This window comes from Pseudomonas sp. MWU16-30316, from assembly GCF_020515645.1.
Lineage (GTDB): Bacteria > Pseudomonadota > Gammaproteobacteria > Pseudomonadales > Pseudomonadaceae > Aquipseudomonas > Aquipseudomonas cerasi.
Genome location: NZ_JAIZAZ010000002.1, coordinates 640,984 through 666,278, shown reverse-complemented (window position 1 = coordinate 666,278; position 25,295 = coordinate 640,984). Strand labels below are relative to the sequence as shown.

The window sequence follows — 25,295 nt, the reverse complement described above, 5'->3', positions numbered from 1 at the left end:
AGGATCGGGGGCAGCGGAGTTGCCCCTTTGTCAGGATTACCAGACCTCACATGTCAGAACCACTGTCCAACCTGAACAACGCCATACGCGACATGCTGCTGGATTGCGGCCTGTTCGACACGCTGCTGCCGGGCGATTTCTTTACCGTAGCGGGCTATTTCAGCATTACCGATATCGATAAAGGCGAGACCATCTTCGCCGAGGGCGATGCCGGAACCTTCATGTGCATCATCCATCAGGGCACCGTGTCTGTGCAGAAGCTTGCTGCAGACGGTCAACAGGTGGAAATCGCCGTTCTGCGGCGCGGACGCGCCTTCGGAGAAATGGCGGTGCTGGATGGCGAGCGCCGCTCGGCCAGTTGTATCGCAGCCACCAGTTGCCAGCTATTGAACCTGGGCCGTGATTCGCTGGACAAGATGCTCGAGGACGCGCCGAAAATCGCCGCCAAGATCATTCGCGCCCTGGCCATCTCGTTGTCCAAGCGCCTGCGCATGGTCGATGGTCAATTACTCTCCCAGCAGGTGTGAGTTTGCCCATCTGGCGCTAAACTTGCCGACATTCCGCTTTCAATGCGCACACGCACAGGTGACACCATGAGCACGGCCAATCCTCCTTCCCATACTGCCAAGCTGGACCGCATCCTGGCCGACGCCCAGCGCGACCGCGAGATGGGCTACCGCGACAAGGCGCTGCGCATGTACCCGCACGTTTGCGGCCGCTGCGCGCGCGAGTTCGCAGGTAAACGCCTCAGCGAACTGACCGTACACCACCGCGACCACAACCATGACAACAACCCGCAGGACGGCTCCAACTGGGAGCTACTGTGCCTGTATTGCCACGACAACGAGCACTCGCGCTACACCGATCAGCAGTACTTCGCCGATGGCTCCCTGGGCAGTCCGAAAACCGCCAAGGCGACCCACAACCCGTTCGCTGCACTGGCCGGACTGATGAAAAAGGACGAGTGACCTCGGTACCTTCAACGCCCCGCGCTCCCCCGCCCTACCTGCACTTCTCCTGGCCTGCGGCCACCCGACCGACCGGATATTTCGCCATGCCCACCCGAACCTCAAGACGAACCTTTGTGAAAGGGCTGGCCGCCAGTGGCCTGCTCGGCGGCCTCGGGCTATGGCGCAGTCCGGCGTGGGCGGTGCCCAATCCGGGTCAGCCCAACGGGTTGTCCGGCACTGAGTTCGATCTGTATATCGGCGAAACCCAAGTCAACATCACCGGCAGCGCCAGGACCGCGCAGACCATCAACGGCGGCATTCCTGGCCCGCTGCTGCGCTGGCGCGAAGGCGACACCGTGACCCTGAGGGTCAAGAACCGGCTCGACGAAGCCACATCCATCCATTGGCACGGCATCATCCTGCCGGCCAACATGGACGGCGTGCCAGGGTTGAGCTTTGACGGCATCGCGCCGGATGGCCTGTATGTCTACCGCTTCAAGGTCAGGCAGAACGGCACCTACTGGTATCACAGCCACTCCGGCTTCCAGGAACAGTCGGGGGTCTACGGGCCACTGGTGATCGACGCGAAAGAGCCGGAGCCGTTCGAATATGATCGCGAACACGTGATCATGCTCAGCGACTGGACCGACGAAAAGCCGGTCCAGCTGATGAAAACGCTCAAGAAACAGTCCGATTACTACAACAATAACCAGCGCACCGTCGGCGACTTCATCAACGATGTGGGTGAAAAGGGCTGGAGCGAGACCACCAGGGATCGCTGGATGTGGGCGAAGATGAGAATGGACCCGACCGATCTCGCGGATGTCAGCGGCGCAACCTACACCTACCTGATGAACGGTCAGGCGCCGAACATGAACTGGACCGGGCTGTTCAAGCCTGGCGAGCGGATCCGACTGCGGCTGATCAACGGCTCGGCAATGACGTACTTCGACGTGCGTATTCCGGGCCTGAAGATGACCGTGGTGGCCAGCGACGGCCAGCACGTCAAGCCGGTGACTGTCGATGAGTTGCGCATCGCAGTGGCGGAGACTTTCGACGTGATTGTCGAACCGGCGGAAGGTGCCTATACCCTGTTCGCCCAGTCGATGGACCGCACCGGTTATGCCCGCGGCACCCTGGCCAGCAGGCCCGGCCTGCAGGCTGTCGTTCCGCCCCTCGATCCACGCCCGCTGTTGAGCATGGATGATATGGGCATGGCGGGCATGGATCATGGCAGCATGAACCACGCCGCAGCCCCGACAACGCACGACATGTCAGGCATGGACCACAGCAAGATGGGGCACGACGCGATGCCCGCAATGGACCACACGCAGATGCCGGCCCCGAAAACGCCGAACCCGCAATCGCACCCCGCGAGCGAAAACAATAACCCGCTGGTCGACATGCAAGCCATGAGCACCTCGCCCAAGCTCGACGATCCGGGCATCGGCCTGAGGGGCAATGGCCGTAGAGTCCTGACCTACGCTGATCTGCACAGCACCTTCGAAGACCCGGACGGTCGTGAGCCAAGCCGCACGATCGAGCTGCACCTGACCGGGCATATGGAAAAATACGCCTGGTCGTTCGACGGTGTGAAGTTCTCGGACGCCAAACCGCTGATGCTCAAATACGGTGAGCGGGTGCGTGTCGTGCTGGTCAACGACACGATGATGACCCACCCCATCCATCTGCATGGCATGTGGAGCGACCTCGAAGACGAAAACGGCCGGTTCATGGTGCGTAAACACACCATCGACATGCCACCGGGATCACGCCGCAGCTATCGGGTGACCGCCGATGCGCTGGGCCGTTGGGCTTATCACTGTCACATGCTGTACCACATGGAAATGGGCATGTTCCGCGAAGTGCGGGTTGAAGAATGAGGACCTTGATGTTGAGCAGAACGCTGAATTCGCCCCGCCTGCCGATGCTGTTGCTGGCTGCCGGGCTGACCGCTGCACCGTGGACCTTGAGCATGGCCGCGGGGATGGAAGGCATGGACCACGGCAGCCATGCGATGCATATGGATGCCAGCGACAGCGAGGACGCGTCCTCGACGCAGTCTGCGCCCGCCCAGAGCCGAACCCCGATCCCGCCGATCACCGATGCGGACCGGGCTGCGGTGTACACCAGCCACGCCGGCCATCAGGTCCATGACAGCGCCATTAACAGTTACTTTCTGGCCGACAAGCTGGAATGGCAGGACGCCAATGACGGCAGCGCGCTGGCCTGGGACCTGTCCGGCTGGATCGGCGGTGATATCGACCGCCTGCTGTTGCGCTCCGAAGGCGAGCGAACCAACGGCAAGACCGAAGAAGCGGAAATCCAGGCGTTGTGGGGCCACTCGATCAGCCCATGGTGGGACGTGGTCGCCGGTGCACGTCAGGATTTCAAACCGGGCGCGCCGCAAACCTGGGCCGCCTTCGGCCTGCAGGGCCAAGCCATTTCGGATCTGGATATCGAGGCCACCGCGTTCATCGGTGAAGCCGGGCAGACCGCCGCTCGCCTGGAGGCCGACTACGACCTCCAACTGACCAACAATCTGGTGCTGCAGCCCACCGCGGAGCTGAACTTCTACGGCAAGAACGACCCGCAACGCGGCAATGGTTCGGGCCTGTCGACCAGCGAGTTCGGCCTCAGGCTGCGCTACGAAATCACCCCGCAATTCGCACCTTATGTCGGCGTGAGCTGGGACCGCTCCTACGGCAAGACCGCCGATTACGCGCGCGAGGACGACGAGGACACCCAGGACGCGCGACTGGTGGTCGGCGTGCGCATGTGGTTCTGAACACAGTCAATGGCATTGCTCTGAGGCTGCCGTATAATCCCCGGTTTTCTTCAGAGCACCCTCCCCGTGGCCAACAAACGGTACGCCTGCATCGGTCTTTACAACCCCAAGTCCCCGGAAAACGTCGGCTCCGTGATGCGTGCGGCCGGCTGTTACGGCGTGGCGTCGGTGTTCTATACCGGTAAACGCTATGAGCGCGCGCGGGACTTCATCACCGACACCAAGAAAATCCATCAGGACATCCCGCTGATCGGCATCGAAGACCTCAAAAGCATTCTGCCGCTGGGTTGCATCCCGGTGGCCGTCGAACTGGTCGACGGCGCCCGCGCACTGCCCGAATACACGCACCCTGATCGCGCGCTGTATATCTTCGGCCCGGAAGATGGCTCGCTGGATCAGGAGATTCGCGACTGGTGTGAAGACGTGGTCTATATCCCGACCGAGGGCTGCATGAATCTGGCGGCGACCGTCAACGTCGTCCTCTACGACCGCATGGCCAAAGGTATCAATACCCGTTCGGGCCCGCAGTTCGGTCGCGAGAAAATTGATCCGGCCAGTGACCGCTGACGGAAAAGCATTGAACCTGTGTCGCGCGCGGGCAGTCAGTTTCTCTGAATCGAGCAACTGCTTCCAATTTGCCAACTCCGACCTACTACCTCTTTGCCAACTCCGACCTACTACCTCATGGAGAGCCATCATGCGCGACACCCCGATCATCGAACGCATCGACACACCTGAACTGCTTCAACGCAACCCCGAGCAGAATGTACAGGGCTGGGAGCGCATCGGCTCACTGGCTGGCGGCGTACTGCTGATGGGTAAAGGCGTCCGTCGTGGCGGCTTTCTGGGCCTGATTCAACTGGCCATCGGCGGCGCGGCACTGGCTCGCGGTATCAGTGGTCACTGCTCGGCGAAAAGCCTGATGGAAAAAGGCCGCAGCGATCTGCAAAGCGCACGCTCGACCATCGAACGTGCAGGCGCAGAACTGAACACCCTCAAGGACGACGCTGAAAATGCCGTGAAGACGGCGGCTGTCAAAGGCGTGGAAGCGTTGACCGAGCCAAAGCCGGTCATTTAAGCATTCAACCTGCGCGAAAAATCAGGTAATCCTCCCAGTCGTCTTCGGCCACATTGTTCTCGCTGAGCATGCGGCCTGACTGGGAGATGCGTTCGTGATGCACGGCCGTGCGATCACCACACACCAGATGGTGCCAGAGCGGCAAATCCTTGCCCTCGCTGACCAGACGATAGCCGCAGGTCGGCGGCAGCCACTTGAACTCATCTGCCTGACCAGGCGTTAGCTGAATGCAATCGGGCACCGAGGCACGACGGTTTGCGTAGTCGGAGCACTGGCAGGTTTTCAGATCCAGCAGCTTGCAGGCAATTCGCGTGTAATAAACCGCGTTGTCTTCCTCGTCCTCAAGCTTCTGCAGGCAGCACAGGCCACAGCCGTCGCACAACGACTCCCACTCCTGGGTATCGAGCTGGTCAAGGGTCTTGCGAATCCAAAAGGGTTCAACTTTAGCGGCCATGGTTCGGACAACGGTATCGATAATGAAAAGGCCGCCAGTCTAGAGGTACGCGCGGTGCGGGCCAAGCACTTGCGACTGCCGGTAGCCGGGACTTGTCAGCGACGGGGCAAAACAGTAGCGTTAACGGGTTTTCAGTGCGTTCAAGCGATGCCTGCCGACCACGGCCCATCAAGCCACGCTCGTTTTCAACCTTCGCTATCAAGGACTTTCATGAGCACGAACCCTCGCATCGCCGATCACCCTATCGACCCGCAATTCACCGAGCGCTGGTCGCCACGTGCCTTCAGTGGCGAGAGCATCGACCAGGAAACCCTGCTGAGCTTTTTCGAAGCCGCACGCTGGGCACCCTCGGCGTATAACTCGCAGCCCTGGCGCTTTCTCTATGCACGTCGCGATACGCCAAACTGGGAGCGTTATCTGGGCCTGCTGAACGAGTTCAACCGCAGCTGGGCGCAACACGCGGCGGCCTTGGTGATCGTCATTTCCAAGACCACCTTCGTCGCCCCCGGCGCAAGCGAAGAGAGCCCGGCGCTATGGCACACCTTCGACACGGGTTCGGCATGGGGTTACCTGGCACTGCAGGCCAGCCTGAGCGGCTGGCACACCCACGGCATGGCCGGTTTCGATCAGGATCTGACCCGCAAGGAACTGAATATTCCCGAGGGCTACGCTGTGCACGCGGCCATCGCGATCGGCAAGCTGGGTGACAAGTCGACCCTGCCGGACTACCTGCAAGGCCGCGAAGTGCCAAGCCCGCGCAAGCCGCTGGCAGAACTGGCCGCCGAAGGTGATTTTTCGCTGTAACTGACTGGTTGCAGTAATCGATGCCTGCGAGCCGGCGCCTGAAACGTCGGCTCGTTGGCAAGGGCGTCAGTAACCTCGCGAAAAATCGACCTCGCCGCGCAGCGCTTCTCCTGCCTGGAAAGCTTGCAGGTTATGGACGAAAAGCTCGGTCATGGCCACGGGCGAGGTAGGCGCCGAGCTGTGACCGGTCAACAGCAGACCGTAGGCAGTCCAGAACGGATGCCGCTGCGGCAAAGGCTCCTGACGGCAGACGTCAATCACCGCGCCAGCCAGATGCCCTTCCTTCAACGCCTCGACCAGATCCGCATCGACAACCGCCACGCCGCGCCCGACGTTGATGAACAGCGCCGTGGGCTTGAAGCTGGCGAACAGCTTGGCATCGTACAGGTCGTGCGTCTCGGGCGTGTTGGGCAGCAGGTTGATGACGTAATCCATCTCGCCGAGCAGACGCGTCATGTCTGACAACGCCGTCACTTCGATGAACGGTTCCTGTGCGCGCGCACTGGAAGCCACACCGTACACCTGCACACCGAACGGCAAGAGGAACTCGGCAACCCGCTGACCGATATCACCGGCACCGACGATCAATGCCTTGCGGCCCGACAGACTCTGCCCGGTCCGGTTGTCCCACTTGCGTTCGACCTGGCTCATCAGGCGCGCCAGCACCTCGCGCTCATGGCCAAGCATGTAGGTCAAAACGAATTCGGCCATGACCTGACCGAAAATCCCGACTGCACGGGTCAGGCGATATTCCCGCGACAGGCTGTCAGCCAGCAGCGGTGTGATGCCCGCCCAGGTGGATTGCAGCCACTGCGGCTTGTGCCCCTGCCGCAACAGGTTGGCCATCAGGTCCGGCTGTCCCAGCCAGACCGGGCAGTCGCTGGCCATGCGCGACAGCTCGGCAGAATCGCCAGTGCTGAAAACTTCCAGATCAGGCGCAGCCTTGCGCAACAATTGGGTGTAAACGTGGTAATCGTGCTCGGCAATCAGAACGCGCATGTTTCAAAAACCTTAAAAACAGGACAGGCAACCCACGTCGATGTGGGCTGCTTTACAACGTGGGCAACGATTACATGGGATCGTTGCGGCGCAGCAGCTCTTCGGGCAGGTGCTCGATGTAATCGTCTTCAGCCGGCGGCATCTGCAAGTGATAGCCCTGGCTGTCAAGGTTCTCAAGCACCACATTGATATCTTCACGCGACAGCGCCCGCTCGGGGCTCAGCACCAGATCGAATGCATGAACCGGCTTGCCGAACGCCACCATCAGCTCTGGAGGCACACGCTTGAGAACGTCGCTCTTCAGGACGTAAAGGTACATCTCGTTTCTTTTCGGGCTGCGATAAATCGAGCAGATGCGCTTCAAGACGGTTCTCCGGGGGTGGCCAGGCTGTCCAGCAGCGCCTGACCCATCAACTCGCGACGCCAGCCACGCAGCGAGTCGGGTAATTGGTAAGGACCATCGGGGTAGCCGCTCTTGAGCAGGGCTTCGAGGGTCTTCTTGCGCAGCATCAGTTCCGGGGCCATGTCCAGTTGCTCGGCATACTGCTGACCGATTGCACGCAGACGCTTGATCGACCCGGCGGCATCGATGGGCAATGGCTCGGGCAACGCAGGTGGCCACTCTTCTGGAGGCAGCACGCTCGCGGTCTTGATCAGCTCGAGCAGAAACTCGCCGTCATGGCGGACCGTACGCGGGTGCATGTCTTCGATCCGCGCCAGCGCGCCGAGGTTGTCCGGCTGGGTCTTGGCCAATGGCCAGAGCGAGTGTTCGCGCACGATACGGTTGCGCGGCAGGTTGCGGGCACGCGCCTCGCGCTCACGCCAGGCACACAGCTCGCGCAGCACCGCCAGCTGGGCACGGGACAACTTCCAGGCCAGCTTGGCGTCGCGATACACCTCGTACGGGTCCACCTCACGGCGCAGGTTGGCGACCAGTTCAGCGCCGTCGTCCAGCAGCCAGGCGTATTTGTCGTCGGACAAGCGCGGGCGCAGGATGGTGAACAGCTCGGCCAGGTGCACGGCATCTTCGGCCGCGTAGCTGATCTGCGTTTCCGACAGCGGACGCTGCAGCCAGTCGGAGCGGGTTTCGCCCTTGGGCAGGTCGATGTCGAGGACCTCCTGCACCAGACGCGAGTAGCCCATGGAAAAACCGAGGTTCAGGTAGGCAGCTGCCAATTGGGTATCGAACAGCGGAACCGGCAGGCTGCCGGTCAGGCGCAGCAATACCTCGAGGTCTTCGCTGCACGCATGCACCACTTTGATGACGTCGGGGTTTTCGAGCAACGCAGACAGCGGCCGCCAGTCGTTGATCAGCAATGGATCAATCAGCCAGGCGCTCTGCCCGTCGCCGATCTGCAGCAGCGCAGCGATCGGATAAAAAGTTTCGACCCGCATGAACTCGGTGTCGAGCGCCACGAAAGGCAGTGACTGCCATTGTGCGCAATGCCGGGCGAGGCTGTCGTCGTCGCGAATCCAGTGAATATCGATGGCCACACGGCTCTCCCTTCAACAATGGCGCGCAGTATATATCGTCATGGGAGATTATCGCGCGTCTGTCGTCCGGGTCTGGCGCATCTTCATGCAAATGAAGGACAGGAGGAGCTATTGCCTCACAGACACGCTGCCAATGATCGCCCCCACGGCTTGAGAGGACGATCAATACCCGGCACGCCGCGCATGTCGTTACTTGTCGGTGGTCGCCAACTCGCTGCGGCATGCGGCAAACATATCGAGACTGGGGTCATAGACCTTGGTATCGACTTTCAGCAGACCGAGCATGGAATGGAAAAGATTGTCCTGGCTCAACGGTGCATTGCGCTGTTTGGCCAGACACTCCGGCGTAACGGCAAAGGACTTCTGATAGGTATCGGACAACCAGACCATCATCGGCACATGCTTTTGCTGATCAGGCGCCAGCACATAAGGCGTGCCATGCAGGAACAGATTATATTCGCCCAGAGATTCGCCATGATCCGACAGGTACACCATGGCGGTATCGACCTTGTTTTGATTGGTGCGCAGAAGATCAATCAGCGTGGACAATACATGGTCGGTGTACAGCAACGTATTGTCGTACCCATTGACGATGCTGTCCCGGCTGCAATTGTTCAGCGCATTGCTTTCACACACCGGGGTAAACGTTTCAAAGTCTTTCGGGTAACGTTTGTAGTATTCAGGACCGTGGCTGCCCATCTGATGCAGAACAAGCACCGTGTCCTTGTCGAGGCCGTCGATAAAGGCCTGCAGGTTTTGCAAGAGTATCTCGTCCCGGCATTCATGGTTGTTGCACAACAGCGGGTCCTTGAGATTGCTCACGTCCTGGAAGGTCACTCGATCACAGGTGCCCTTGCAGCCCGCTTGATTGTCACGCCATATCACGTCTATACCCGCGCGCTTCAGTACGTCCAGCAAGCCTTCCTGATTACGCGCCTGGGTAGCGTTGTAGTTCTTGCGTCCCATATTGGAAAACATGCAAGGCACCGATACTGCGGTTTCGGTACCGCAGGAATACACATCGGTAAACGCCACCAGTCCGCTTTCCTTGTTCAGGTTGGGCGTGGTGTTACGACCGTAGCCAAGGATTCCGAAGTTCTCGGCCCGGGCACTTTCGCCGACCACCAGCACGGTCAATGATTTGCGGGCGTGCGTGGCCCAGTCCGCAGAACGCTTGGCGTCCTCGCCGATCTTGACGAAGGGACGCCTGGCGGAGATCACCTGCTCACTCAGGTAGCCCAGCGACGCACCAATGTAATTGCTTGGCACTACCATCAGGCGCAATTCATGGTGGTTGCGGAACAACGACGACAAGCCCTGGTAATTGGCCAGTGCAATGGCGCCGATTGCCACGCAGCACGCCACCGTCACCAACAGTTTGCTGAACAATTCGAGGTGCCAGCGACGGTAGCTGATCGGCAGTTTCCAGAGTATCAGCGAAGGCACTATGCCCAGCAGAAGGATATACAAAGCCAGTTTTAAAGACAGCAGCCCCTGCACTTCCGTGACGTTGGTTTCGGCGAAGTTTCGAAACATGCCCGCGTCGATCATGACCCCGTATTCGGTCATGAAATAAACCACCCCCGCGCTGATCATAAACAGACTGATCAACACCGGTTTAAGCACACGACGAAATGCCAACAGCGTCAACACGATATTGAACACGCAGAAAATCATCAAGCCAAACGCAAAGCGCATGGCCAACCCTTTGCTATCGGCGCTGGTAATCGAGAAAAGATGCTGCCAAAGATTGATATTGAAACCCAGTAACAGAAACGCACTGGCAAGTAGGGTTACAACCTCTGGACGAACAGTTCTGGGTGTCGGCATCGTGGTCTGCTTATCGAATTAATATGCATCGGGCATTCAGGAGCCAGTGAACACTCCGATGGCGCGCACTGTAGGCAGCGCATCATCAATTTTATGTGAAAAAGGTGAGAGGATTGGGTTGAATGAAGCTTATTTCACTGTAAAGAAACTCATTGCAGCGTTACTGCATTTGCAGAGCAGCGTGTCTCCGCAAGCAAGCTTGCGGAGACGTCATCCTCGCAGATACGCCCGATCAGACCGAGCGGCGGCGATAGGCCCGGTAGCCCGGCAACCAGAAATTACGCTCGATGGCCTCAAGCAGCGCCTCTTCGGTGGTTTCCAGCGCCAGCCCTTCGGCTTGCGCTTCCTTGGCCACAGCCAGGGCGATCTTGCGGCTGACCTGCTGGATTTCCTTGAGCGGCGGCAACACCGCATCGCCCTTCCCTGTCACCATCGGCGAGCACTCGGCCAGCGCATTGGACGCCGCCATGAGCATCCGGTCGGTGATGCGCGATGCCTTGCAGGCCACCACGCCGAGGCCGATGCCCGGAAAGATGTAGGAGTTGTTGCACTGCGCGATGTGTACCGTGCGGCCGTTGATCTCCACTGGCGCAAACGGACTGCCGGTGGCCACCAGCGCATTACCGTCGGTCCAGCGCAGGATTTCTTCCGGAGTGGCTTCTACCTTGGAAGTCGGATTGGACAGCGGCATTACCAAGGGTTTGGCGCAATGCTTGTGTAATTCGCGAATCACCTGCTCGGTGAACAGACCCCGTTGCCCGGACACACCGATCATTACGGTGGCCCCGGCGTGGGTGACCACGTCGAGCAACTGCGGGAAGGCTTCGGCGCCGGCAGTCCAGCCAGATACGTCGGCAGTCTTTTGCGCCAGTCGCTTCTGGAAGTCGAGCAGGTTATCCATGCCTTCGGTCAACAGGCCGAAACGATCGACCATGAAGATACGTTTGCGCGCCTCGCTTTCGCTCAGGCCTTCGATGCGCATCGCTGCGATGATGTGCTCGGCGATCCCGCAGCCTGCCGAACCGGCACCGACAAACACCACCTTCTGCTGGCCGAGGGTTTCATTCTTGGCCTTGCAGGCCGCCAGCAACGTACCCACGGCAACCGACGCGGTGCCCTGGATGTCATCGTTGAAGCAGCACAGCTCGTCCCGATACTTTTCGAGCAGCGGCATGGCGTTGGACTGGGCGAAATCTTCGAACTGCAACAGCACGTCCGGCCAGCGACGCTGCACCGCGTCGATGAACAGCGCGATGAAGTCTTCGTATTCCTTGCCCGATACCCGCTCGTGACGCCAGCCCATGTACATCGGGTCGTCCAGCAGCTCACGGTTGTTGGTGCCGACATCCAGCACGATCGGCAGCGTGTACGCCGGGCTGATCCCGCCACAAGCGGTGTACAGCGACAGTTTGCCGATCGGAATGCCCATGCCGCCGATGCCTTGATCACCCAGACCGAGAATTCGCTCGCTGTCGGTCACGACGATGATTTTGATCCGGTCCTTGGTCGCGCTGCGCAAAATATCATCGATGCGGTCGCGCTCAGGGTAGGAAATGAACAGGCCGCGATGCGTGCGGTAGATCTTGGAAAACTCCTGACAGGCCTGCCCCACCGTCGGCGTGTAGATGATCGGCAGCATCTCGTCCAGGTGGGAGTCGAGCAGACGGAAAAACAGGGTTTCGTTGTTGTCCTGGATCGAGCGCAGGTAGATATGCTTGTCCAGGTCGCTCGCACACTGTTTGTACTGGCTGTAGACCCGGGTGACTTGCTCTTCGATCGTCTCCACGTTCTGCGGCAGGAGCCCGATCAGATTGAATTCGACCCGCTCTTGCGGGGTAAAGGCACTGCCTTTGTTCAGCAGGGGCATTTCCAGCAGTGAAGGTCCTGCGTAGGAAATGTACAAAGGTCGCGAAGTTTTGGTCATTTTCTCTAATCGCCTTTTTCGTCTACTCATTAATTCTTTACGTCGACCGGGGCGGGCAGCCTGGCTCAGTTCTTGTTGTTTTTTCTTGTCGCCAGCTCTCTATCAGGCCATGCCGAAAACCATTCGGCAGATAAGGTCAGGGCGAACATATTACTCGCCTGACAGCGGCTTGCGACATTTTGTCGCGCAAAGAATGGCTAAGTGACGCTACTGCAGGTGCAGCATTCCGTGACCAACCAGTGCATTCTGCACGCTGGAAGCCATCATGGTCTCGGGTTGAAAAAGCCCCGACGGACGTCGAGGCTCCATGGGGTCAGGCTGCGTCAGGCTTTTCGGCGATAAGCCCGATGGTGAACCCATCGACGGCCGAGATTCGGCCCCGCCACAGCACACCGGCATCACAAATCGGGTTGCCGTCAGTGGAATAGGTGCGGCAGTCCTTCAAGTGAATGAAATGGAAGGCCGGGGTGTCTTCAGATGACTCACCGGGCTTGAAGGACAGGATCATCTCTTTCATGGTCGCGTCAGTGCCGTTGGCGAACGAGCTGAACGGTGCCGAGATATCGTCGGCCAACTGCTCGAAATACGCATCGTGAGAAATCAGATGCCCGGAAACCAGATTCCCGCCCACCGACAGCGTCACGCCCATCTCAACCTTGGTGTTGGCAACAAACTTGACCAGCCATTGCAGCAACCAGTCGATCTGCTTGCCCTGCCATTTGAACTGAGCAATCACGTCATCGTGGCTCTGGCTGGGAGAAGGTTGCGACTTTTGTACCTGATCTACGTCTGACATCTGAAAGCTCCTCGCCTCACAAAACGTTGAACCCAAGGTATAGATCAGAAAGGGCGAAAGCGAAACCGGGAGGCAGGATTAGTTTGCGAATGGCCGAATGGGACGAGTGAGACCAGGCGATTTCGCAGGAGGATGATGACAGTGTTTCTACCCTGCACGGGATGCCAGTGGTTCGGTTAGGTGCTGCAGACCGACTATTCGTGATTTTTTTTCACCATGACTGATCCAAAAGGTCTGAGATCAGCCTGAAGGTCATCTATAGAATCAAATGATCGATTTCCGAAACGGAGTAAAACGATGACTCAGAACAATCAATCGCTCGGCCTGGAGAACCATACGGCGTTCAGCGGTACATTCCAGCGTGATCAGTTGACCATCGGGTTCATCTCGCCCGCGCGAGGCTATCCTGACAGCCCTTTTCCCAGCCTGGAGGACCAGGCCGAGATCGTGCAGCGCCTTGATCAGAGCGATGCTGCGGCGCTGTGGCTGCGCGATGTGCCGTTTTACGATCCGTCATTTGGTGATACCGGCCAGGTCCTTGATCCGATGGTGTACGCGGGCTGGCTGGCAGCGCTTACGAGCAGAATCGCCATCGGCACCGCAGGCATCGTCAGCCCGTTGCGGGAGCCGGTTATCACCGCCAAGCAGATTGCGACGGCGGACCAACTCCTCGGAGGCCGCTTTCTCGCGGGCATGGCTTCGGGTGACCGGGCAACAGAATATCCGGCTTTCGGAGTCGACTTTGCCAGCCGGGCTGAACGCTATCGGGAAGCGGTAACGCTGATCAAAACGCTGCTTTCAGAGTCGTTTCCGCGGCTGAAGACACAGCATTTCGGCCAGTTGCGGGGCGACATCGATCTGGTACCCAAACCCGTTGCTCAACCGGTCCCTGTCATCGCCATCGGTCGTGCTGGACAGAGCCTGGAGTGGCTTGCGGCCAATGTCGATGCCTGGATCTGGCATGGCGATGCGCTGCGCATGCCGGAGGCTGTACCGCATTGGCGTGAGGCAACCGCTTCCAGGGGATTCATCCCTTTCGGCTACGGCGCGATGTTCGACCTCGATGCCAATCCTGACGCGCCGCTACAAACGGGGCGGATGCTACGGGGTGGTCGAAAGGCGCTGAAGGACTTCTTCTCCCGGCAACGCGAAGCCGGGATCAATCATGTCGCATTGAACCTCAAGCCGACGCGGCGTCCCTCTCTGGAGGTGATCGATGAACTTCAGGAGCACATTCTCCCCGAGTTTTCCATCACGTCCCAACACGCCCGGCAGGCGTGAGGTTAGCTCCCAGGCAGGCACTTAACGCGCTGACTTTTGGCAGCGCCTCGCGACTTCGCAGCCAGACAAGACTCATCGGCAGGCCTTCGGTAGCAAGATCCAGTAGCACCGCCACCAGCCTGCCGCTATTCAGATGCCGCTGGCCAATCAATACGCGCCTTGCCCTGTGCTCGGTCTGGGTTGAAGTCAGCGCAATCTCGACTTCCTGCAGATCTGAAACGACCGTCGTGCAGGTACGGTAGAAGGTTTCCCCCGCCTCGGTGAGCGACAACCGACGCGTGGTGCACTGAAACAACCGGGTGCGCACACGCCCTTCCAATCACGCTACTGGTGAGGCACAGCGTTCGAGCGGTGGCTCGGCTGGTCTCACGGTAAAAGTAGCCTTTCAGGATAGAAGTGAGGGGCTGGGCTGAGGATCATCAAATCCCGGAAACCAAAAAGCCCCGCATTGCGGGGCTTTTTGGATAAATAATGGCGGAGAGATAGGGATTCGAACCCTAGGTACCGGTGAAGGTACAACGGATTTCGAATCCGTCCCATTCGGCCACTCTGGCATCTCTCCAACGGCGCGCATCATAACAGCATCAACGCAGAAGGCGAAGCCCTTCTGCTGTTTTTTTTCGTGCTATCAAGCGCTTGCGTGCTTTTTCCGCTTACAGCGGCACGCCCAGACGGTTTGCGACTTCTTCATAAGCTTCGATAACGTCGCCCAGACCCTGACGGAAGCGGTCCTTGTCCATTTTCTTGCGGGTGTCCTTGTCCCAGAGACGGCAGCCGTCAGGGCTGAATTCGTCGCCAAGGACGATTTCACCGTGGAATACGCCGAACTCGAGTTTGAAGTCGACCAGCAGCAGGCCAGCGTCGTCAAACAGCTTGGTCAACACGTCGTTGACCTTGATCGACAGCTCTTTCATGCGAACCAGTTGCTCGGCGGTACCCCAGCCGAACGCCACAACGTGGGATTCGTTGATGAACGGGTCGCCCTTGGCGTCGTCCTTGAGGAACAGTTCGAAGGTGTACGGATTGAGCCTGGTGCCCTCTTCGATGCCCAGGCGCTTGACCAGGCTGCCAGCGGCGTAGTTACGCACGACGCATTCGACCGGGATCATGTCGAGCTTCTTGACCAGGCACTCGTTGTCGCCCAACAGCTTGTCGAATTGGGTGGGGATACCCGCCTCTTCAAGCTTCTGCATGATGAAGGCGTTGAACTTGTTGTTCACCATGCCTTTACGGTCCAGCTGTTCGATGCGCTTGCCGTCGAACGCCGAGGTGTCGTTGCGGAACAGCAGGATCAAGCGGTCAGCGTCGTCGGTCTTGTAAACCGATTTGGCTTTGCCGCGGTAGAGTTCTTCACGTTTTTCCATGATGGGCTCCGCTTGCTAAGTAGTTGGGCTAGGCGATATGTCGCCAGTCGAGCCCTGAATCTTGATCGGCCAGTTGCAGCCAGTCCGGGTCGCACCCGAGGGTGTCGACGAAACATTGCCGGGCCAGATGCGGCAGGTTGTTCTTGCTGCTGAGATGCGCCAGCACCAGGTGCTGAAGGTCCTGCCATCCCAGCTCGCTCACCAGGCTGGCGGCCTGATGGTTGTTCAAATGACCTGTTTCACAGCCCACGCGCTGCTTGAGAAAGACCGGATACTGGCCTCGGGCAAGCATGTCGCGACAGTGATTGGCCTCGATCATCAAAGCATCCAGGCCTTGATAACGCTGTAATACGTTGGAGCAGTAAGACCCAAGGTCGGTCAGCAGGCCGAAGCGGCGCTTGCCGTCACTGAAGACGAACTGCGTCGGCTCGAGCGCATCGTGAGCGACCGACACCACGTCGATGTCCAGTGCGCCGATCCGCAAACTCTCCCCGCCTGCCAGGAGGCCGGCAATTTCCACCGGCTTGCGCATTCCGCGCAAGGTCCCGTTGCTGAGGTAGACCGGCACATTGTAGCGCCGCGACAGCAAACCCACGCCATGCACGTGATCGGCATGTTCGTGGGTTACCAGAATAGCGCTCAGCTGGCTTGCCGAGACGCCCAGACGAGCCAGGCGCCGCTCGGTTTCCCGCAAGGAGAAACCGCAATCGACCAGTACGTACGTATCGTTGCTTGCGACCAGCGTGCCGTTGCCACGACTACCGCTGCCGAGAACCGCGAAACGCACTTAACCCAGGTTGTCTTGAATAACGCTCAACACCCGGCGCGCGATATCCGCTGGCGCAACGGTGTTGATGTTCTTCTCGACGGTCACTTGAACGTTGTCACCGACCTTGCTCAGGCGGACCTGATAGCGCTCGGCACGGGCATCGATCTCTTCCTTGGTCGACTTGCTGCCAAACATCCTGCCGAAGAAACCAGGCTCGTTTTCAGGCGTTTTGGCCTTTTCAGCCAGGTTGATGTAGTACAGACCCAGGCTGCGGTTGATGTCCTCGACACGCCAGTCGCCCTGATCCAGGGCGCGGCCAACACTCGACCATGCGCGGTCCAGGTCGGCACCGAGGTTCAATACCGGGTTGCCGCTGCCGTCTTCGCTCAAGGCAACACGGCTCGGGGTGTCGTAGTCACGTGCCGCCAACAGGGAAATAGAGCCGCCCTTCTCGGCGTTGCGGCCCATGCTGGCCAGCAGATCGTCGGTCAGTGCGGCATCGAGGCCCAGGTTGGTGGTGCGCGTCGGGAAGGCCACGTCGGCAGTGCTGCCGGCAGGACGCTCGACGCTGACCACGTAGACTTCACTGGTATTGCGCTGCACGCCCGGCTCGATACGCACCCGCACGCGGGTTTCTGCATTGGCGGCGACGCCAGCGGCGCTCAGACGCTTGGCCACCGAAGCGGACAACTCATCGAGGCGCTGCCACGAGGAGCTGAACTCGCCTGTCTGCGGACGCTCTTCGGCGATACGGAAACCGTTGTCTTCGAAATACTGATGAGCCACCGGCCAGACTTCGGCAGGCTGGCGCTGAGCCAGGATCCAGCGCGCATCGCCACTCTTCTGCAGGCTGAAGTCGCTCGACTCGGAAGTCGTGCCCAGCGGCTGAGGACGCGGCACGATGTACTCGCCGTCTTTCTGGGTGCTGTCAGCCACGTTACGCGGGATCGGCAGCAAAGGATCCAGGCGTTTGACGCCGCTAACATCGGCGGGCAACTGCATGGGCGGGGTCTGGGTCGCCTGGAGGTAATCGCTGCCGCGATCACGGAAGTAACCATCTTCGCCCCAGAGCCAACCGCAACCGCTGGTGCTGGAGATAATAAGAGCAAGTGCGGAAAGTCCGGCCAATCGCTTCATTGCGTGATACTTCCTCAATTAAACCAGGACGCCGGACTGGCGCATGGCCTGACGCAGCGGTTCATGACAGGCTTCGCTGAGCCAGGTAAGCGGCAGACGGATACCGTCTGGCATCAAACCCATTTCATGCAAGGCCCACTTCACGGGGATAGGGTTGGATTCGATGAACAGGGTGTTGTTGAGCGGCATGAGCTTTTCGTGAATCGCCCGGGCCGTTTGCGCATCGCCACGCATGGCCGCTGCGCACAGATCGCTCATGGCGCGCGGTGCAACGTTGGCGGTGACGGAAATATTGCCCTTGCCACCCAGCAGCATCAACTCGACTGCTGTAGCGTCGTCGCCGGAGTACACCAGAAAATCGCTGCTGACGCTGGCCAGGATGTCCTTGGCGCGTTGCAGGTTGCCGGTGGCTTCCTTGATGCCGACGATGTTTTTTACCGTCGACAGACGCGCAACGGTCTCTGGCAGCATGTCGCAGGCCGTACGGCCCGGCACGTTGTAGAGGATCTGCGGGATGTCGACGGCATTGGCGATGTGGCTGAAATGCTGGAACAGGCCTTCCTGAGTCGGCTTGTTGTAGTAAGGCGTCACCAGCAGGCACGCGTCGGCACCCGCATTTTTGGCGTTGGTGGTCAGTTCGACGGCTTCACGCGTCGAATTGGCGCCTGTACCGGCGATGACCGGAATGCGACCTGCAACCTGAGTGACCACCCGGCGGATGACTTCGATGTGTTCGTTCACATCCAGCGTCGCCGATTCACCGGTGGTGCCTACGGCAACAATGGCGTTGGTGCCCTCTTGCAAGTGGAAGTCAACCAGTTTGCTCAGGCTGTCCCAGTCCAGACGACCTTGTGCATCCATTGGTGTGACCAGTGCCACCATACTGCCCGCAATCATGCAACCGCTCCTGCCGGAAAAAGAGAGCCGTAATGGTACTGGCGCTATCAGCCTTGTACAAGCGAAGTACCGCGCTCTGAGCATTCCCCTGAGCGATGGTTTTCGCTACCCTTCGTCCTTTGATCGGTACTGGTCACCTGCGCACCTCGCTCAATCGGTCGAATTTGTCGCCAGAAGCCCTGCCCCAGCGCACTCCAGCCCAGTCATGGTATATCCATGCAGGCCGGGCGCCGAGGGACCCGGCAAGTTATCTTGCGCCATCGATTGTCGAAACAGCCCCGCAAGTCCGAAAAAGTACCGACCGCTCATCGTCTAGGAATGCTGCATGTCGTCCACCCCCACAGTTCGCGAACAATTCCTTGTCATCAGTGCCCTTGGCGCAAACCCCATGGAGCTGACCAACGTCCTGTGCCGCGCCAGCCATGAAAACCGCTGCTCGGTCGTCACCTCGCGCCTCACCCGCCACGGCGAGTGCAGTGCGCTGATTCTTCAGGTGTCGGGCAGCTGGGACGCTCTGGCGCGCCTTGAAACCGGCCTGGCGAGTCTCTCCAAGAAGCATGCGTTCACGACCAGCGTCGTGCGCAGCGCCACGCTGGAGAACCGTCCGGAAGCCCTGCCCTACGTGGCCTACGTCAGCTCGGCGTACCGCCCGGACATCATCAATGAGCTGTGCCAGTTCTTTATTGACCACAACGTCGAGCTGGAGAACCTGATCTGCGACACCTATCAGGCTCCGCAGACCGGCGGCACCATGCTCAACGCCACGTTCACGGTGACACTGCCTGCCGGGACGCAGATCAGCTGGCTGCGCGATCAATTCCTCGATTTCGCCGACGCGTTGAATCTGGACGCACTGATCGAACCCTGGCGCCCACAAGCCCCAATGTAAGGAGTCCTCATGACTGTCACAGTAGATCATCCGGTTCCCGATTTTCAGGCACCCGCTACCAGCGGACAGACTGTCGAGCTGTCTGCGCTCAAGGGTCAGCAGGTCGTGATTTATTTTTACCCGAAAGACAACACGCCCGGCTGCACCACGCAGGGCCAGGACTTTCGTGACCATATCGCGCAGTTTCAGGCAGCCAACACGGTTGTGCTCGGTGTTTCCCGGGACAGCCTGAAGACCCACGAAAACTTCAAGGCCAAGCAGTCTTTCCCGTTCGAGCTGATTTCGGACAAGGACGAAGCCGTCTGCCAACTGTTCGACGTCATCAAGCTCAAGAAGCTCTACGGCAAGGAATACCTGGGCGTCGACCGCAGCACATTCCTGATCGACAAGGAAGGCGTACTGCGTCAGGAATGGCGCGGTGTGAAAGTGCCGGGCCATGTGGCTGAAGTATTGGCGCAGGCAGAAGCCCTGAACAAAGGCTGATCAGCATGCCCCGCTGCGGCGCGCAAGGTGCCGCAGCGATTCAGTCCTTCTGTCGCAATGATCGCGTCAAAGCAACGGGGCTACCGTCGGCTCATTGCGTGGCCAGGCGTCGAGCACGGCCTTGAACAGCGTGGCCAGCGGAATCGCAAAGAAGATCCCCCAGAACCCCCACAGCCCACCGAACAACAGCACGGCGCATATGATTGCGACCGGGTGCAGATTGACGGCCTCGGAAAACAACAGAGGCACCAGCACGTTGCCATCCAGCGCCTGAATGATCCCGTGAGCGATCATCAGGTAGATGAACTGATCACCCCAACCCCACTGAAACAGACCGATCAACGCCACCGGCACGGTGACCACCACTGCGCCGACATAAGGCACGACCACCGATATGCCGACCAGCATTGCCAGCAGCGCCGCGTAATTGAGCCCGAGCGCGGCGAAAGCGATGTAGGTCACGCCACCACAGATGAAAATCTCGATGACCTTGCCGCGAATGTAATTGGCAATCTGGCGCTTCATCTCATCCGCCACCCGGTTGATCAAGGCACGCTCACGGGGCAGATAACCACGCGCCCAGCGGCCGATCATGTGCCGATCCTTGAGGAAGAAGAACACCAGAATCGGTACCAGCACCAGATAGATCATCAGGTTGACCAGCAGAGGCAGACTGGAGATCGAGAACGTCAGCGCCAACTGACCGATCTTGCCCACTTCACCACGGGCGACTTCAATGGCCAGCAGCACTTGCTCGTCGGACACCAGATGCGGATAACGCTCGGGCAGCAACAGCAGTACCGACTGCCACTTGGCAAGCATGCCCGGTGCTTCGTTGAACAAGGTGATCAACTGATGCCAGAGCAGAGGCACCAACACCAGCAGGAACACCAGCAATACGCCGATGAACAGGGTGAATACCAGACCGACGGCGGCCATTTCAGGCATGCGCAGGCGTTCCAGAGCGCTGACCAGACCATGCATCAGAAACGCCAGCACCAGACCGGCGAGAACCGGCGCCAGCATGCCGCCCAGCGTCAGGACAAGGGTGAACGCCAGAAACAGCAAAACTGCCAGGACCACCGCTTCCTCGTCAGAGAAATAGCGTTGCACCCAATTGCGAAGCACATTGAACATCAAACATCCTTTTCGAAAAAAACCGCAGCAATGGATCAGGCCTTGCGCAGCCAGTAACGATAAATGCCAGCATCGACCTCTTCATACAGCAACTCATGCCCGGCAAGCCTGGCAAAGGTTCGAAAATCGCGCTGCGAACCGGCATCGGTGGCAATGACTTTAAGCACCGCACCGCTGGCCAGGCGGTTGAGCTCCATCTTGGCTTTCAGCAGGGGCAGCGGACAGTTGAGACCACTGGCATCCAGTTCGGCATCACAGGCCTCGGGGCGCACTACAGCGTCAGACATCGTTTCTCTCCAGGCGGACACATCGAATTACAAAGCGGGGCCGAAAAGGCAGCACGAACAAGGCGGCAAGAATACCTCACTCTGGTCAGCACGCCATTGAGCCAGCTACAGTACAGGTTCTTCTGACCAGAGCTTCATGCATGAATTTTTTGCGTCCTACACTGCTCACTCTCGCCTGCCTGTTCGCTACACACGGCATGGCGGATGACCTCCCCTCACTGGGTGACGCCAGCTCCTCGATTGTCTCTCCCGAACAGGAGCACCGTCTGGGCCGTGCGTGGCTGGGGTTGCTGCGCGGCCAGGTGGCGCAGCTGTCGGACCCGCAACTCAAGGACTACGTCGAAACCTCGGTCTACAGCCTTGCCGAGACCAGTCAGGTTCAGGACCGGCGGCTTGAATTCATCCTGATCAACAGCCCGCAACTCAACGCCTTTGCCGCACCCGGCGGGATCATCGGCGTCAACGGCGGTCTGTTTCTCAATGCTCAGACCGAGGGCGAGTACGCTTCGGTATTGGCTCACGAGCTGGCTCACTTGTCGCAGCGCCACTTCGCCAGAGGCATAGAAGCCCAGCAACGCATGCAGGTGCCAGTCATGGCCGCGATGCTGGCAGGTATCGTCATGGCAGCCGCAGGCGCCGGTGATGCGGGTATCGCCACCATCGCCGGCTCACAGGCCGCCGCGATCCAGGAGCAACGGCGCTTTTCACGCCAGAACGAGCAGGAGGCCGACCGCATCGGCATTCTCAACCTGGAGAAGGCCGGTTATGACCCGCGTAACATGCCGACCATGTTCGAGCGCCTCATGCGCCAATATCGATTCGACGCCAGACCTCCGGAGTTTCTGCTGACTCACCCGGTCAGCGAATCGCGGATCGCCGACACACGCAACCGTGCCGAACAGGCCAAACCGGGCGGTAAGGAAGACAGCGTGCTGTATCAACTGATGCGCGCCCGCGTGGCACTGATCTATGAAGAAACGCCTGGCATCGCCGCCAAGCGCTTCCGTGCGCAACTGGTTGAAAACCCGAAATCCGATCCGGCGCGCTATGGCCTGGCCATCGCACAGATCAAGGGCGGACAGTTGAACGAGGCCAGGGAAACCCTCAAGCCATTGCTCGAAAAAGCGCCGAACGACATTACCTACAACCTGACGCAGATCGATCTGGACATCACCAATAACCGGCTGGCCGATGCGCAGCAGCGTGTCGATCGCATGCTGACGCTGTACCCCGGCAATTATCCGCTCAACGACGTGCGTATCGACGTGCTGCTCAAGCAGAACCGCACGGCCGAGGCAGAGAAAAGCCTTGAAGCGCTGCTCAAGACCCGCCCGGACGATCCGGACATATGGTACGTCGTGGCGGAAACCCGTGGCCTGAACGGCAACACCATCGGCCTGCATCAGGCGCGCGCCGAGTACTTTGCGCTGGTCGGTGATTTCCGTCAGGCGATCCAGCAGCTGGACTTCGCCAAACGCCGTGCGGCCAATAATTTTCAGCTGGCATCACGGATCGATGCGCGGCAAAAGGATCTGATCGAGCAGGAGCGGATGGTCAAGGACATGATGAACTGATCGTCCGGCGCAAGGCGCCCGATACGACCACAAATAAAAAGCCCGACGCTTCAGTCGGGCTTTTCATCACAGCGGTCAGGCGTTGCCTGCCTGTCGCAAGCGCGCTGCCTGCGTGAAGTCCAGCATGCGTTGCAATGGGCGCACGGCATTGGGGATCAGCGCCGGGTCGACGAATATCTCGTTACCGCCCTCACGCAGGCATTGCAAGGTGCGCTCAAGCGTATTCATCGCCATCCACGGGCAATGTGCGCAACTCCGGCACGCCGCGCCGTTACCGGCCGTAGGCGCCTCGATAAAGATCTTGTCCGGACACAGCTGCTGCATCTTGTAGAAGATGCCGCGGTCAGTGGCGACGATGAACGTCTTGTTGGGCAAGCGTTGCGCTGCAGCAATCATCTGGCTGGTGGAGCCGACCACGTCAGCCAGCTCGATGACCGCTTCCGGCGACTCCGGGTGAACCAGAATCGCAGCCTCGGGGTACAAGGCTTTCATGTCTTCGAGCTGCTTGGATTTGAACTCTTCGTGGACGATGCAGGCACCGTCCCACAACAGCATGTCGGCACCGGTTTCACGCTGAATGTAGCGGCCCAGGTGCTTGTCTGGCGCCCAGATGATTTTCTCATCGTTGTCCATCAGGCTCTCGACGATCTCCAGCGCACAGCCTGAGGTCACTACCCAGTCCGCACGGGCTTTGACCGCTGCCGAGGTGTTGGCATACACCACCACCGTACGCTCCGGATGCTGGTCGCAAAAAGCGGAAAACTCGTCGACCGGGCACCCCACATCGAGCGAGCAGGTGGCCTCGAGCGTCGGCATGAAGACGCGTTTTTCCGGGTTGAGGATCTTCGCGGTTTCGCCCATGAAACGTACACCCGCCACCAGCACAGTACTGGCCGCGTGGTTATTGCTGAAGCGCGCCATTTCCAGAGAGTCGGCCACGCAGCCACCGGTTTCCTCGGCCAGCGCCTGGATAACCGGATCACAGTAATAGTGAGCGACCAGCACGGCGTCCTGCTTCTTGAGTTCCTCAGCAATGTCGGCACGGTAACGCGCCTGCTCTGCCGGGCTCAACGTCCTGGGCTGTTTGGCATCAAGATGCGCCTGCACCAGGAAACGTTCGGAGATCTGTGTCATGTTCACGGGACCTGAAAGCGCCAGTGCGCGAAAGGCAAGTTTACACCCGAAATACAGGCAATAAAAAAAGCCTGACAGAGGTTGTGCCATCTGTACAAAGGCTTATGGCTGATACCCGGTGGATATCGGCCAGACTTCTTGAGGCGCGCCGATTCTAGCGCCAAAAAACTGATTTAACAGCTGTTTCTGGCTCATCAGGCAGCGATGAGAAGCGTTCCTGAAGACCCGCTTGCCGAGGCGTGATTCCGACCGGCGACTCAATGAAACGACGCACGCTATGCCCTGTCACAACCATCAGACCCCTTGTGACGGAGAAAATGACATGGCAGGCGAATCGACCAATACCCCGGTGTGGTTCATCACCGGCTGTTCCACCGGCTTCGGCCGCGAACTGGCCAAACTTGTCATCGCTCGCGGCTGGCGCCTCGTGGCAACGGCCAGGGACAAGTCGCGAGTCGCAGACCTGGCCGAGGGTGCAAAAGGCCAGGTACTGGTGGTCGACCTCGACGTCGGCAAGGCAGACCAGATAGAAGCCGCCGTGGCTGCCGCAAAGGAGCAGTTCGGCAGAATCGACGTACTGGTCAACAATGCGGGTTACGGTTATCAGAGCTCGATCGAAGAAGGCGAAGACGCTGAAATCCGTGCCCAGTTCGATGCCAACGTGTTTGGTCTGTTCGCCGTCACCCGCGCCGTGCTGCCGATCATGCGCGAACAACGCAGCGGCCACATCATCAATATCACTTCGGTTGCCGGCCTTATCGGCTTTCCGGGATCGGGCTACTACGCAGCCTCCAAGCACGCCGTCGAAGGTTTTTCCGACGCGCTGCTCGCGGAGGTCAAGCCATTGGGGATTTCCGTCACGTGCGTAGAGCCGGGGCCGTTTCGCACCGACTGGGCAGGACGCTCATTGCGCCAGACGCCATCGCGCATCGACGACTACAAGGACACTGCCAGCAAGCGTCTGGAGTCGACCAGACAATCGAGTGGCAATCAGGCCGGGGACCCGGTACGTGCCGCAGAGGCGATGGTCGCCCTGACCCAAAAACCCGATGCGCCGCGTCATCTTGTATTGGGTAGCTGGGGGTATGACGCCGTGGTGGCTGATCGTCAGACACGCTTGAAGCATATCGAGCAGGTTCGCGACATCAGCATCGGCGCGGACTTTCCGAAAGAGTGAGGTGCTGAGCACTGCACAGCTGCCAGGCAGGGACGATGAATGCTGTCAG

Annotated in this window: 26 protein-coding genes, 1 tRNA gene and 1 pseudogene; 12 read left to right on the top strand and 16 right to left on the bottom strand. The window is 59.5% G+C overall.

All coding sequences use genetic code 11. The features are described from left to right. Positions 1 to 50 precede the first annotated feature (50 nt). From LCH65_RS09825 to LCH65_RS09800, 6 genes are all read left to right on the top strand, one after another. A complete protein-coding gene (locus LCH65_RS09825; protein WP_003345583.1) occupies positions 51 to 527 on the top strand; it encodes a cyclic nucleotide-binding domain-containing protein in 477 nt (158 codons plus the stop codon). A gap of 66 nt (positions 528 to 593) precedes the next feature. Further along, positions 594 to 968, top strand: a complete 375-nt coding sequence (locus LCH65_RS09820) for a YajD family HNH nuclease (RefSeq protein WP_003317410.1) — start codon at positions 594 to 596, stop codon at positions 966 to 968. Positions 969 to 1,054: 86 nt separating this feature from the next. Next, entirely contained in the window at positions 1,055 to 2,833 is a 1,779-nt protein-coding gene (locus LCH65_RS09815) for a copper resistance system multicopper oxidase (protein ID WP_058416643.1), read from the top strand. 11 nt (positions 2,834 to 2,844) lie between these two features. Next, complete coding sequence (locus LCH65_RS09810) at positions 2,845 to 3,738, top strand: copper resistance protein B (protein ID WP_032609115.1); 894 nt, start codon at positions 2,845 to 2,847, stop codon at positions 3,736 to 3,738. A 66-nt stretch (positions 3,739 to 3,804) separates the two neighbouring features. Continuing rightward, positions 3,805 to 4,305, top strand: a complete 501-nt coding sequence (locus LCH65_RS09805; protein ID WP_003317406.1) for an RNA methyltransferase — start codon at positions 3,805 to 3,807, stop codon at positions 4,303 to 4,305. A gap of 130 nt (positions 4,306 to 4,435) precedes the next feature. Next, entirely contained in the window at positions 4,436 to 4,816 is a 381-nt protein-coding gene (locus tag LCH65_RS09800) for a DUF2892 domain-containing protein (protein WP_003368282.1), read from the top strand. Between the two features lie 4 nt (positions 4,817 to 4,820). Here LCH65_RS09800 and LCH65_RS09795 read toward each other — a convergent pair whose 3' ends face one another. Continuing rightward, positions 4,821 to 5,270: a YcgN family cysteine cluster protein gene (locus tag LCH65_RS09795; protein ID WP_003368281.1), complete on the bottom strand. Its 450-nt coding sequence runs from the start codon at positions 5,268 to 5,270 to the stop codon at positions 4,821 to 4,823. 210 nt (positions 5,271 to 5,480) lie between these two features. On the opposite strand from LCH65_RS09795, the gene LCH65_RS09790 reads away from it, so the two are divergent. After that, positions 5,481 to 6,074 carry a nitroreductase family protein gene (locus tag LCH65_RS09790; RefSeq protein WP_003317403.1) on the top strand — a complete coding sequence of 198 codons (594 nt, stop codon included), beginning with the start codon at positions 5,481 to 5,483 and terminating at the stop codon, positions 6,072 to 6,074. A 66-nt stretch (positions 6,075 to 6,140) separates the two neighbouring features. Here LCH65_RS09790 and LCH65_RS09785 read toward each other — a convergent pair whose 3' ends face one another. The 6 genes from LCH65_RS09785 to gvpU form a co-directional block, all read right to left on the bottom strand. After that, entirely contained in the window at positions 6,141 to 7,073 is a 933-nt protein-coding gene (locus tag LCH65_RS09785; RefSeq protein ID WP_003368280.1) for a D-2-hydroxyacid dehydrogenase, read from the bottom strand. Positions 7,074 to 7,143: 70 nt separating this feature from the next. After that, on the bottom strand, positions 7,144 to 7,437 hold the full coding sequence (locus LCH65_RS09780) for a YcgL domain-containing protein (protein WP_003317401.1): 294 nt from the start codon (positions 7,435 to 7,437) through the stop codon (positions 7,144 to 7,146). After that, on the bottom strand, positions 7,434 to 8,567 hold the full coding sequence (gene rnd, locus LCH65_RS09775; RefSeq protein WP_226439308.1) for a ribonuclease D: 1,134 nt from the start codon (positions 8,565 to 8,567) through the stop codon (positions 7,434 to 7,436). Before rnd ends, LCH65_RS09780 begins: the two co-directional genes overlap by 4 nt. Positions 8,568 to 8,756: 189 nt before the next feature. Next, a complete protein-coding gene (locus tag LCH65_RS09770; protein ID WP_003430856.1) occupies positions 8,757 to 10,397 on the bottom strand; it encodes a phosphoethanolamine--lipid A transferase in 1,641 nt (546 codons plus the stop codon). Positions 10,398 to 10,629: 232 nt separating this feature from the next. Beyond that, a complete protein-coding gene (locus LCH65_RS09765) occupies positions 10,630 to 12,321 on the bottom strand; it encodes an NAD-dependent malic enzyme (protein ID WP_096120658.1) in 1,692 nt (563 codons plus the stop codon). Between the two features lie 313 nt (positions 12,322 to 12,634). Further along, positions 12,635 to 13,117, bottom strand: coding sequence for a gas vesicle accessory protein GvpU (gene gvpU, locus LCH65_RS09760; protein ID WP_003409447.1), 483 nt, complete (start codon positions 13,115 to 13,117; stop codon positions 12,635 to 12,637). A 297-nt stretch (positions 13,118 to 13,414) separates the two neighbouring features. Here gvpU and LCH65_RS09755 point away from each other — a divergent pair, with 297 nt between their 5' ends. After that, positions 13,415 to 14,398 (top strand): LLM class oxidoreductase, encoded by a 984-nt coding sequence (locus tag LCH65_RS09755; RefSeq protein ID WP_096136962.1) that lies wholly within the window; start codon positions 13,415 to 13,417, stop codon positions 14,396 to 14,398. Here the strand turns inward: LCH65_RS09755 and LCH65_RS09750 are convergent. The 6 genes and pseudogenes from LCH65_RS09750 to dapA all read right to left on the bottom strand — a co-directional run. Beyond that, positions 14,370 to 14,726 (bottom strand): annotated as a pseudogene (locus LCH65_RS09750) (hypothetical protein); the annotation flags it as partial. The gene LCH65_RS09755 and the pseudogene LCH65_RS09750 overlap by 29 nt on opposite strands. A gap of 144 nt (positions 14,727 to 14,870) precedes the next feature. Further along, a tRNA-Ser gene (locus LCH65_RS09745) sits at positions 14,871 to 14,960 on the bottom strand. Positions 14,961 to 15,051: 91 nt separating this feature from the next. Further along, complete coding sequence (purC, locus tag LCH65_RS09740) at positions 15,052 to 15,762, bottom strand: phosphoribosylaminoimidazolesuccinocarboxamide synthase (RefSeq protein WP_003430849.1); 711 nt, start codon at positions 15,760 to 15,762, stop codon at positions 15,052 to 15,054. Positions 15,763 to 15,790: 28 nt separating this feature from the next. Then, on the bottom strand, positions 15,791 to 16,549 hold the full coding sequence (locus tag LCH65_RS09735) for an MBL fold metallo-hydrolase (protein WP_003430848.1): 759 nt from the start codon (positions 16,547 to 16,549) through the stop codon (positions 15,791 to 15,793). Next, positions 16,550 to 17,668 (bottom strand): outer membrane protein assembly factor BamC, encoded by a 1,119-nt coding sequence (gene bamC / locus LCH65_RS09730; RefSeq protein ID WP_096120660.1) that lies wholly within the window; start codon positions 17,666 to 17,668, stop codon positions 16,550 to 16,552. Between the two features lie 18 nt (positions 17,669 to 17,686). Further along, entirely contained in the window at positions 17,687 to 18,565 is an 879-nt protein-coding gene (gene dapA / locus LCH65_RS09725) for a 4-hydroxy-tetrahydrodipicolinate synthase (protein WP_003368265.1), read from the bottom strand. A 325-nt stretch (positions 18,566 to 18,890) separates the two neighbouring features. Between dapA and LCH65_RS09720 the strand changes: the two genes are divergently transcribed. Further along, positions 18,891 to 19,454, top strand: coding sequence for a glycine cleavage system protein R (locus LCH65_RS09720; protein WP_003368263.1), 564 nt, complete (start codon positions 18,891 to 18,893; stop codon positions 19,452 to 19,454). A 9-nt stretch (positions 19,455 to 19,463) separates the two neighbouring features. Then, positions 19,464 to 19,937: a peroxiredoxin gene (locus LCH65_RS09715; protein WP_003317382.1), complete on the top strand. Its 474-nt coding sequence runs from the start codon at positions 19,464 to 19,466 to the stop codon at positions 19,935 to 19,937. Between the two features lie 66 nt (positions 19,938 to 20,003). On the opposite strand, the gene LCH65_RS09710 is transcribed toward LCH65_RS09715, so the two are convergent. Beyond that, positions 20,004 to 21,074: an AI-2E family transporter gene (locus tag LCH65_RS09710; RefSeq protein WP_011267087.1), complete on the bottom strand. Its 1,071-nt coding sequence runs from the start codon at positions 21,072 to 21,074 to the stop codon at positions 20,004 to 20,006. 35 nt (positions 21,075 to 21,109) lie between these two features. Continuing rightward, entirely contained in the window at positions 21,110 to 21,361 is a 252-nt protein-coding gene (locus LCH65_RS09705; RefSeq protein ID WP_003368260.1) for a sulfurtransferase TusA family protein, read from the bottom strand. A 140-nt stretch (positions 21,362 to 21,501) separates the two neighbouring features. Between LCH65_RS09705 and LCH65_RS09700 the strand changes: the two genes are divergently transcribed. Then, positions 21,502 to 22,935: a M48 family metalloprotease gene (locus LCH65_RS09700; protein ID WP_003368258.1), complete on the top strand. Its 1,434-nt coding sequence runs from the start codon at positions 21,502 to 21,504 to the stop codon at positions 22,933 to 22,935. A 75-nt stretch (positions 22,936 to 23,010) separates the two neighbouring features. Here LCH65_RS09700 and nadA read toward each other — a convergent pair whose 3' ends face one another. Continuing rightward, complete coding sequence (gene nadA / locus LCH65_RS09695; RefSeq protein WP_096128288.1) at positions 23,011 to 24,069, bottom strand: quinolinate synthase NadA; 1,059 nt, start codon at positions 24,067 to 24,069, stop codon at positions 23,011 to 23,013. 322 nt (positions 24,070 to 24,391) lie between these two features. On the opposite strand from nadA, the gene LCH65_RS09690 reads away from it, so the two are divergent. After that, positions 24,392 to 25,246: an oxidoreductase gene (locus tag LCH65_RS09690; protein ID WP_226439307.1), complete on the top strand. Its 855-nt coding sequence runs from the start codon at positions 24,392 to 24,394 to the stop codon at positions 25,244 to 25,246. The last annotated feature ends 49 nt before the right edge of the window (positions 25,247 to 25,295 follow it).